Genomic DNA, 9282 nt, shown 5'->3' on the forward strand with positions numbered 1-9282 from the left:
GCCGGAGGCCTCATGTGTCCCGACCGGAGCGGACCTCCCGGGCCCGCCGATTTCGGTGTCGAGGGCTTCACCGTGCCGGCCGTGCTCGATCGGCGTGCAGAACAGCATCCCGACCGCGTGATGATGTCGATCGCGGGCGTCGACGTGACCTTCGAGCAGATGCGGCAGCGGTCGTGCGCCGCGGCGAACATGCTGACGGACTTGGGGGTTCGGCCCGGGGATGGCGTGGCCCTGTTCACCGGCACTTGCCCGGAATGGGTCTACTTCTGGCTGGGCGCGGCGCGCCTCGGCGCCGTGAGCGCCGCCGTCAACGCCGCGAACAAGGGGGACTTCCTGCTGAACGCCCTGCGGCTGTCGCAGGCGAAGGTCGTCCTCACCGATGCCGAGCGCCGGCCCCGGCTCGACGAGGTGGCCGGCGCGTTGGACGCCGCGCCGAGCGTGGTGGCCCGGGGGGACTCACTCGAATGGACGTTGAGCCGAGACGCCGGCGCACCGCTCGCCGTCACTGCCGCCGCGGCGACGGACGTGGGATGCCTCTTCTACACCTCCGGTACCACCGGGCCGTCGAAAGCGGTTGCCACGACGTGGCATTACCTGTTCACGGTGGCCGCGACGGTCGCGTCGGCCTGGGAACTGGGTGCGGGGGAGGTGCTGTGGACGGCGATGCCGCTGTTTCACCTCAGCGCGGCGCCCAGCGTCCTGGCCCCGATGCTGCTCGGCGCGACGACCGTGCTGGCCGAGGCGTTTCATCCCGCCAAGGTGTGGGACGAGGTACGCGCCCGCGGTGCCGTCGGCTTCGCCGGTGCGGGCGCGATGGTGTCGATGCTGCGCAGTCTGCCCGCGGATCCGCGCGATGCCCAGCTTCCGTTGCGATTCATCTCCGCGGCTCCGATCGGCGCCAAGGACTACCGCGACATCGAAAAGCGTTACGGCTGCCGCATTGTCACGATGTACGGGATGACCGAGGCGTTTCCGATCGCCGTCAAGGCCCTGGCCGACGACGGCGTGCCCGGAACGTCCGGCCGGCCGAATCCGCATTTCGACGTGCGCATCGTCGACGAGAGCGGCGAGCCGGTGCCCGTCGGCGCGGTGGGGGAGATCGCCTGCCGGCCCCGGCACCCGCACGTGATGAGCGACGGCTATGTCGGCCCGGGCTTGCAGGTGATTCCCCACCCGGAATGGTTTCGCACGGGCGATCTCGGCCGGTTCGACAGCGAGGACAACCTGACGTACGTCGACCGCAGGAAGGATTCGCTGCGCCGGCGCGGTGAAAACGTTTCCTCGGTGGAAGTGGAAACCGTTGTCATGCAACATCCCGCCGTGGCCGAAGCCGCCGCCGTCGGGGTGCCCAGCCCGTTGGGTGAAGACGACATCCTGGTGGCCGTCACGTTGCGGCCGGGGGCCACATTGGACTACCCGGAGCTGCTCGACTTCTGCGCGGCCCGGATGCCGTACTTCTGCGTGCCGCGCTTCGTGGAGATCGTCAGCGAACTTCCCAAGAACGTCATCGGGCGGGTACGCAAAGACCTGTTGCGTGTGCGGGGGGTGACTCGAGAGGCGTGGGATCGTGAAGCTCAGGGCTATATCGTTAGCCGGTAAGTTACGTTAATGTTACGTAGTCGTCGGCAAGTTACTTTAGCGTTACATCCGTCCGCTCGTTGGCAGTCGTTTTCCGGGAGAGGCTGGAGACCAAAATGACGATGTCCTATCAGGAACAGCAAATGCTCCTGGCCGCCGCCGCCCGCGCTGCCATCCTGGATTTGAACGCCCGGCACAACCGGGCATATTCCAAGGGCGACCGGGACCGCTGGATCGCCACCTTCCGTCACTCCGGGGCCACCTACACCCGCGACGGCGATACCTTCGACGATCTGCGCGCCGCTTTCGACGGCGGCGACGGTCAGCGGTTGGTGACGGTCGATCACGAGATCCGCATCGACGGAGTCAACGCCGTAGGGCGTTGTGTTGTCCTGCTATTCGCCAGCATGTACGGCGACACCACCCTGCGCGCGACCGGGGTGTTCAAGGATGCCCTGGTCTACGAGCGCGGCGGCTGGTACTTCACTTCGCGCCAGCTGCAATGGGATTCGGTGCCCAGTCGGCATCCGCTCGTTATGTGAGCGGCGTGGACCCGGATCTCAGTTACCAGCTGGCCTTCGGCACCTACGAAGATGCGCTGCGAATGGTCGGCGCGACGAGCGAGCCGCGCGTCGCGGCCACGGCGGTCAGCGGCGCGCGCATCCAGTTGTTCGCCGCCATGGTCCACGACCGCAATCGCTCTTACTGGGACGCCGAGTTCGCCCGCCGGAAATGGGGAGGGCTGCTAGCGCCCCCGGCCCTGCTGATGGGCTGGTTGATCCCTCCGCCCTGGGAGCCGCAGGGCAGGCCGCCGGCGGCGTCCCTGGTGCTGCGGGTGCCGCTGCCTGGCACCACGTTCATCAACGCGGCCAACGATGTCGAGTTTCTGCACCCCATCGTCGAAGGCGATCTGCTCGCCGTCGTCGAGGAGCTGGTGTCGGTGTCACCGGAGAAGCGGACCCGGCTGGGTGTCGGCCATTTCGTCGAGACGCTGGAGACCTACCGGCGCCAGGACGGGACGGTGGTCGCCACGTGCCGGAACACCCTGTTTCGTTTCACACCTGGGGCGTCCCCGTGACCGGCGACGATCTCGACTTCGACGAGATCACCGTGCCGGTCGAGCTGCCGGAGCTGGTCGACCACATCAGCTACCAGCGAGTGGTGGAGAACGCGGGTGCGACCTGGGACTACTTTCCGGGGCACTTCGATCCTGAATACGCGCGGCGCCAAGGTAATCCGACCATCTACGTCAACACGATGCATCTCGCCGGCTTCGCGGACCGCGTCGCGACCGACTGGGCGGGGCCGAGCAGCCGCGTGGTGCGCCGATCCCTGAGGCTGATGGGCTCGATCTATGCCGGCGACACCATGATCGGCCGGGGCCGCGCGGTGGCCAAACGGCGCGACACGTCGGTGCACCCACCGCGCTGCCTCGTCGACATCGAGATCCAAGTGACAAATCAGCATGGCGCGCTGTGCTGCCCGGTCGAGCTCACTCTGCAGGTGCCCGAAGTCGGCGCAGCGGCGACGGATTGACGTAGGGGAACTGCCGGCCGATATCGCCGGTGCTATCGCAACGGGGAATCGCCGCATGCCCCCTGATGACATGCGTCACCGACAGCGTTTATAGCGGCGGCAGTTGCCCTTTGCATACCAGCGTCTGGAGTTCGACGTACTCGTGCAGGCCCTCGGGGCCGAATTCGCGCCCGATGCCCGACTGCTTGAAGCCGCCGAACGGGGCGCCGATGTCGAGGGTGTACATGTTGATGCCGTACGTCCCGGTGCGCACCCCCGCCGCGATTTCCAAGCCGTGCGCGATGTCGGAGGTCCACACCGAACCGGCCAGACCGTAGTCGCTCTCGTTGGCGATCCGGATCGCGTCGTCCTCGTCGCGGTAGCGCAGCACGGTCAAGACCGGACCGAAGATCTCCTCCCGCGCGATGCGCATGTCGTTGGTGGCGTCGGCGAACAACGTTGGCTGCACGTACCAGCCGCGCGGCGCCGGGCTGTCCTGGCCGCCGAGGACGACGCGGGCCCCTTCGGCCTGCCCGGACTTGATGTAGTCCTGGACGCGGCGCTGTTGGCGTTGTGCGACAAGGGGTCCGATGTCGGTGGCGTCGTCGGCCGGATCGCCGACGTTGAGGGCCGACATCATGTCGGCAAGCGCGTCGACGACCTCGTCGTGCCGGCGGTCGCTGACCAGGATCCGGGTCTGCGCGACGCAGGCCTGACCGTTGTTCATCAGGCCGGCGGTTTTCAATCCGGCCACCGTCTTGCCGATGTCGGCGTCGTCGAGGATGATCGCCGCGGACTTGCCACCCAATTCCAGGCTCACCCGCTTGAGTTGTTCGCCGCACAGGGCGGCGATGCGGCGCCCGACGGCGCTGGATCCGGTGAACGCGATCTTGTCCACGCTCGGATGCCGCACCAGCGCCTCGCCGATATCGGGTCCGCCGGGCAGCACCGAGACGACCCCGTCGGGCAGGTCGAGCTGCTCGATCATTTCCGCCAACCACAAAGCGTCCAAAGGGGTTTCAGGCGCGGGCTTGATGATGACGGTGCACCCCGCGATCAATGCCGGGATCAGTTTGGGCATGATCAGGAACTGCGGGACGTTCCATGGCACGATCGCGCCGACCACCCCCACCGGGGCCCTGCGCAGGTGCACTTCGCCGAGCACGCCCTGGCGCCTTTCCTGCCACGGAAAGTCGCGCGCGGCGGCCAGCGCCAGATGCATCAACGACGCCGCGGCCGCCGACTGGCCCAGCCGGCTGAAACTGCGCGGTGAGCCCATTTCGTCGGTGATCAGGTCGGCCATGTCCTCGATGTGGCCGGCGTAGATGGTGGCGAGCTGTTCGATCTTGGCCATCCGCTCGGCGTGGGTCATCCGCGGCCATGGGCCGTGGTCGAACGCGTGTCGCGCGGCGGCGGCGGCGGCATCGACGTCCTCGGGCCCGGCCACCTGGACGTGGCCGACCGGTTCTTCGGAGTGTGGGGAGATCACCGCGAGCTGCTGGGGGTTGGCGGGCTTGCGCCAGTGCCCCCCGATGAAGAGTTCGTTGTAGGACCGGTGGCCGGCGTTTTCTGTCATCCGGCACCTCCTCGAGGGTCGGGCGCAATGCGACAGGGACCGGGATTTCGCTATTGACGCTAACATAGCGAAAAAAGGCAGCGAGGCCCATATGACCAGCGATTGGCGCAGTTACCCCTTCCAGTTGGTGCCCGGCGACAGCCAGCTGGACTTCCCCGCCGCCGAAGGCGACCACCCGGACCAGGAGTCGGATACCTGGTTCATCGCCGGGCAGCTGGATGCCGCCGAGGCCGACCGGTCTTTCGCCTTCCTGACCATCTTCAACAAGAACCGGCCCGGCGGCGCCGTGGTCGCCGACTTCTACACGATGGCGCTGTTCGATCTGGATTCCGGCGATTACGGCACCTACACCGATTACGACATGCCGCCGGCCAATCTGGAGCCCGGAGCGCGGCGCAAGCTGACCCTGGCGGCGGGGCATCTCGACATCCACTACGCCAGCGGGGCGGGCACCGCGTCCTGGACCACCTGCCGCGACAACGAAGGTGGATTGCTGCCCTACACCTATCGCGTCAGCCTGGTCGGCGAGGACCAGTCGGGGCGGCCCATGCGGCTCGACCTGGCCGTAACCCCAACGCGCGCACCGACGCCGGTGGGTGCGTCGACATACAACGGAAAGATCTGCTGCTTCGGCCAGACGGAGACCTATTCGTATTTCCAGACGGGGATGGCGATGACGGGCACCCTGCGCTGGGGCGGTGTGGTCCACCAGGTTTCCGGCAACAGCGGCCATATCGACCGGCAGTGGTTCCCGAAGTACGCCGGCGGCGGTGGGACCGGGGGAGACCCGCGGGCCCGATCCCACGAATGGCGCACCATCAACTTCGACAACGGCGTGGACGTGAGCATCTGGCGGCAGTTCGACCGCACCAACCGCAATGCGCTGCAGCCGTTTACGGGGGTGACGATGAGTCATCCCGATCCGACCGTGCCGCCGGAATGCGCCGAGGACGTCGAGGTGGAGATCAGCAGCTACGTGCGGTGGCCGGACGCGGTGCAACCGCTGGTGCGGCCGCACGCCGCGGCCCGCTACATGCCGGACCGCCATCGGATCACCAGCCGCACCATGCAGCTCGACATCGTCGGAGAGCCGCTGGTGCCCGCTCCCGCGCACGGGCTGCCCATCGAATACATGGAGGGCCCATACCGCTACCGCGGAACCCTCTGGGGTAAGCCCGTGACCGGCTTCGCCTTCAACGAACGCTCCCTGGCCCTGTACCGCGACTGGGAGCTGGTCGAGGTGCTCGCCACCACCGTCGCGAACATGGAGCCCGCCGACCGGGACATGCAGATGGCCGCGGCTCTGCTGGTGCAGCTGCTGGCCCGCGGCCGTCGCAGCGAAGCGGTCGGGCTGTTGACCACGGTGCGCCCCGCTCAAAGTGACTCGCTGGCAACGCTGTTGGACGACCTCGTGGCGGTGCTGTCCGCCGAGGGGTCACGCCAGGACGGCTGACCCGGCTAGCGCCCGCGCCCAGGAGTTGTGGCGATGCTGCAGCCCGGGTTCGTTGCGGCCGAACAGCAGGTGGTCCCTGGCGCCGGACTCGAGGTTGGCCTGCAGGCTTTCGACCAGCCGGTAATCCTCGTCGCGCACCGTGGCATGCGCGTAGTCGAACACCGCTTGCGCGCCCGCGGCCACCGATTCGTCGGAAAGGTCCAGCGGGGTGGAATTCTGGTGCACGGTGATCGATCTTCCCGGCCGGTCGCCGGGGTAGATCCGGAACAGTTCGCCGTTGGCGATGGTCACCGACAGCACGATGTTGGGAAACAGCGCGTAGATCACGACCATGTTCTGGAACGGATTCCACTGCTCTTCGGGGACTCCGTCGAGCTCCAGGATCGCGTTGAGCGGGAAGATCAACCGGTGGTGCGGTCCGAACGCGTCGAAAACCGTGCAATTGCTGCGGGCGATGGTGGCGAAGGTCTGCCGGTGCACGGTGGCGAAATGGTAGTTCTCCGAGAAGGTGTCGACCGCCAGCTTCCAATTGATCGGACAGTCGAGCACCTTCTCGCCCAGCGGCGACCACCGCCCGATGCCCCACGAATCGAGCTCGTCGGCCAGGGGGCCGAGGTGCGCGGCGATGTCCAGCGCTGCGCCGGGTTGCAGTGCGACCCAGAGGAATCCGGCGAACTCGGCGGCCGGAAGTTCGGTCAGGCCGTCGGCCCTCACGGTCACGTCCGCAAAACCCTCACGGCCCGGCAGGCCGACCAGCCGCCCGTCGTTGTCGTAGGTCCACGCGTGATACGGGCACGTGAACCGCTTCGCGGTGCCGCAACCCGTCGCCACCTGCGACTGCCGGTGCAGGCAGACGTTATCGAACGCTTTGACCGATCCATCGGCGGTGCGGGTCAACAGGATCGACCGCCCCATCACCGTCTTCGTGCAGTAAGCGCCCGGGCCGGGCAGCTCCGAGACGTAGCCGACCAATTGCGGGCCGGCCATCACCATCGCCCGCTCCCGCTCGTGGCGCTCGGCCGACGTGTAGGCCTGTGCCTCGACCCGGTGTACGTCCGGGGCGAGATCGGTGGTCTTGTCGCGCGCCAGCTTCAGGGCGCGGCGCGTGAGGTCGATGAGTTGGTCGCGTTCCATCTGCCCAGTACAGACCTTGCGACAGTTGTAAGGTCAAGGAGTGCCTGACCGGTTGCTGATCGGCGACGTCACGGCCCTGACCGGGATCGCTTCCGGTCGCATCCGCCACTACGAAAAGGTCGGGTTGCTGCGTGCCGAGCACCTGTCCAACGGCTACCGGGTCTTCGGCGTGGAGCAGGTGCTCGACCTGCTGCGCATCGACCTGATGCGAAGTCTCGGCGTCAGCATCAACGACATCCAGCGCTTGGTCGCCGGTGGGCGTGCCTCGCTTGCGGGCGTGCTCGACGAGCACCGGACCCTGCTGCTGCGTCAGCGCGACCGGCTGGATCAGTTGATCGCGGCCATCGACCGATCCCGCGTCGCATCCCGCGCCGCCACCGACTGCCCGGACGCCGACGTCAACGAGGACATCCTGCGCACGCTGGCGACGACGCACCGCGACAGCATCGGCGTCATCGGGCGGCTCAGCGCGCCGCTGTCCGCGCCCATCGCCGCCATGTACGCCGACCTGTTCGACGAGTGGGACCTGCCCGTTCCGGCGCTGTTCGGGCAGATGGTCCTGCCGCCGGCGGCCAGCACCCTGCTGGCACAACTGGCCGAGACGCCGGGACGCCGGGTGCTGTTCGACCGGTTGCGCAACCTGGCCGGCGACGTGATCGGGTTGGGTGACGATCGGGTGGCCGCGACGGAGCTTGCCCGCAGCTGGGTCGATCGGCAGCTCACCGATCCCCTGCCCGACGACGTCGTCGGCGTGCTTCGCGCGGTGCGGCCGTCGCTGGAACGTGACCCGGTGATCGTGCAGGGATTCCGGGCCTGGGCGGGATCCATCAACCCGGCGGCCGCGCACTTCCTCGACGAGATCGCCCGTCAGACCGCTCACCGGAGCCTGGAGGCCGTGAGTGTCATCGTGCTGCCCGCGGCGAGGCCGAGCCAAACCGGCGATGCGGCACTGTGATGCAGATGTGACCAGTGTGGTCAACGAGTCGGATGGGGTTCCTGTCGTACTCTGTCGCTTGTGTCATCGGTTTCGCGACGCGACGTACTCAAATGGGCGGCCGCGGGCCCTGCCTTGGTGGGCCTGGGTGTCGCGGGTGCGGCGCTGCGCCCGGCGCCCGCGTCGGCGTCGCTGGGCACCCTGCTCGACTATGCGGCCGGCGTCATCCCCGCCAGCCAGATCCGGGCCGCCGGCGCCGTGGGCTCGATCAGGTATGTCTCCGACCGGCGTCCCGGGGGCAACTGGATGCTGGGCAAGCCGATCCAGGTCGCCGAGGCGCGTGACCTCAACAGCAATGGGCTGAAAATCGTCTCCTGCTACCAGTACGGCAAGGGCAACACCGCCGACTGGCTGGGCGGGGCCAATGCCGGAATCCAGCACGCGCAGCGCGGCATGCAACTGCACGCCGCCGCGGGCGGGCCCGCCAGCGCGCCGATTTACGCCTCGATCGACGACGACCCGTCCTATGACCAGTACAAACAGCAGATCGTGCCCTACCTGCGGTCCTGGGAGTCGGTGATCGGTCATCAGCGCACAGGTGTGTACGCCAATTCGAAGACCATCGACTGGGCGCTGCACGACGGTTTGGGGTCTTACTTCTGGCAGCACAACTGGGGATCGCCCAAGGGGTTCACCCACCCGGCCGCCCATCTGCATCAGGTCGAGATCGACAAACGCAGCGTCGGCGGGGTCGGGGTGGACATCAACGAGATCCTCAAGCCGCAATTCGGGCAATGGGCGTAGCCCGGCGGCTCGTTCACCGCGCGTCGCTCGCCCGCGTCTCTTAGAGATCCCAGCAAACACTCGTTCGCTCATTCTCCGCGGCGGCGGGCGCGATCGCCCCCGCGGCGACGCGGCGCGGGCGGGTCGGACGCGGCTTCGCGGCTCGAAATTTTTACATAACGATTACATAACAAAACTGCTTTGATCAGCGCAGTTATAGCTACTCGACCGTAACCACCTGCATGCAGCAGGTTTGTTCGCCGCGCCCGCGCCGCCAATTCAACCCGGTGTTACCCACGACACGGTTAC

Annotated in this window: 9 protein-coding genes; 7 read left to right on the top strand and 2 right to left on the bottom strand. The window is 67.5% G+C overall.

Translation table 11 applies throughout. From position 1 onward, the window contains the following. The first annotated feature begins 12 nt into the window (after positions 1-12). The 4 genes from U8D42_RS04830 to U8D42_RS04845 all read left to right on the top strand — a co-directional run bounded on the left by U8D42_RS04830 (position 13) and on the right by U8D42_RS04845 (position 3114). Positions 13-1599, top strand: a complete 1587-nt coding sequence (locus U8D42_RS04830; protein ID WP_322859045.1) for an AMP-binding protein — start codon at positions 13-15, stop codon at positions 1597-1599. 95 nt (positions 1600-1694) lie between these two features. After that, on the top strand, positions 1695-2120 hold the full coding sequence (locus U8D42_RS04835; RefSeq protein ID WP_085239112.1) for a nuclear transport factor 2 family protein: 426 nt from the start codon (positions 1695-1697) through the stop codon (positions 2118-2120). 62 nt (positions 2121-2182) lie between these two features. Then, complete coding sequence (locus tag U8D42_RS04840; protein ID WP_208859392.1) at positions 2183-2656, top strand: MaoC family dehydratase; 474 nt, start codon at positions 2183-2185, stop codon at positions 2654-2656. Next, positions 2653-3114: a MaoC family dehydratase gene (locus U8D42_RS04845; RefSeq protein ID WP_085239111.1), complete on the top strand. Its 462-nt coding sequence runs from the start codon at positions 2653-2655 to the stop codon at positions 3112-3114. The genes U8D42_RS04840 and U8D42_RS04845 overlap by 4 nt, the downstream gene beginning before the upstream one ends. Positions 3115-3202: 88 nt before the next feature. Here U8D42_RS04845 and U8D42_RS04850 read toward each other — a convergent pair whose 3' ends face one another. Further along, a complete protein-coding gene (locus tag U8D42_RS04850) occupies positions 3203-4669 on the bottom strand; it encodes an aldehyde dehydrogenase (protein ID WP_322859044.1) in 1467 nt (488 codons plus the stop codon). A gap of 91 nt (positions 4670-4760) precedes the next feature. Here U8D42_RS04850 and U8D42_RS04855 point away from each other — a divergent pair, with 91 nt between their 5' ends. After that, on the top strand, positions 4761-6122 hold the full coding sequence (locus U8D42_RS04855) for a lipocalin-like domain-containing protein (RefSeq protein WP_322859043.1): 1362 nt from the start codon (positions 4761-4763) through the stop codon (positions 6120-6122). Here U8D42_RS04855 and U8D42_RS04860 read toward each other — a convergent pair. Further along, positions 6105-7256, bottom strand: a complete 1152-nt coding sequence (locus U8D42_RS04860; RefSeq protein ID WP_322859042.1) for an aromatic ring-hydroxylating oxygenase subunit alpha — start codon at positions 7254-7256, stop codon at positions 6105-6107. The genes U8D42_RS04855 and U8D42_RS04860 overlap by 18 nt on opposite strands. A 40-nt stretch (positions 7257-7296) precedes the next feature. Between U8D42_RS04860 and U8D42_RS04865 the strand changes: the two genes are divergently transcribed. Together U8D42_RS04865 and U8D42_RS04870 are read left to right on the top strand one after the other, a co-directional pair. After that, a complete protein-coding gene (locus tag U8D42_RS04865) occupies positions 7297-8211 on the top strand; it encodes a MerR family transcriptional regulator (protein WP_322859041.1) in 915 nt (304 codons plus the stop codon). A 60-nt stretch (positions 8212-8271) separates the two neighbouring features. Continuing rightward, positions 8272-8994, top strand: a complete 723-nt coding sequence (locus U8D42_RS04870; protein ID WP_322859040.1) for a glycoside hydrolase domain-containing protein — start codon at positions 8272-8274, stop codon at positions 8992-8994. Positions 8995-9282: the final 288 nt, after the last annotated feature.

Origin of the sequence: Mycobacterium europaeum (assembly GCF_034555895.2) — a bacterium.
Classification (GTDB): Bacteria; Actinomycetota; Actinomycetes; order Mycobacteriales; family Mycobacteriaceae; genus Mycobacterium; species Mycobacterium europaeum.

Excerpts from the sequence above, each read along its gene's own strand:
- U8D42_RS04855 (WP_322859043.1), top strand. The coding sequence starts at position 4,761 with ATGACCAGCGATTGGCGCAGTTACCCCTTCCAGTTGGTGCCCGGCGAC.
- U8D42_RS04840 (WP_208859392.1), top strand. The coding sequence starts at position 2,183 with ATGGTCGGCGCGACGAGCGAGCCGCGCGTCGCGGCCACGGCGGTCAGC.
- U8D42_RS04850 (WP_322859044.1), bottom strand. The coding sequence starts at position 4,669 with ATGACAGAAAACGCCGGCCACCGGTCCTACAACGAACTCTTCATCGGG.
- U8D42_RS04830 (WP_322859045.1), top strand. The coding sequence starts at position 13 with ATGTGTCCCGACCGGAGCGGACCTCCCGGGCCCGCCGATTTCGGTGTC.
- U8D42_RS04835 (WP_085239112.1), top strand. The coding sequence starts at position 1,695 with ATGACGATGTCCTATCAGGAACAGCAAATGCTCCTGGCCGCCGCCGCC.
- U8D42_RS04860 (WP_322859042.1), bottom strand. The coding sequence starts at position 7,256 with ATGGAACGCGACCAACTCATCGACCTCACGCGCCGCGCCCTGAAGCTG.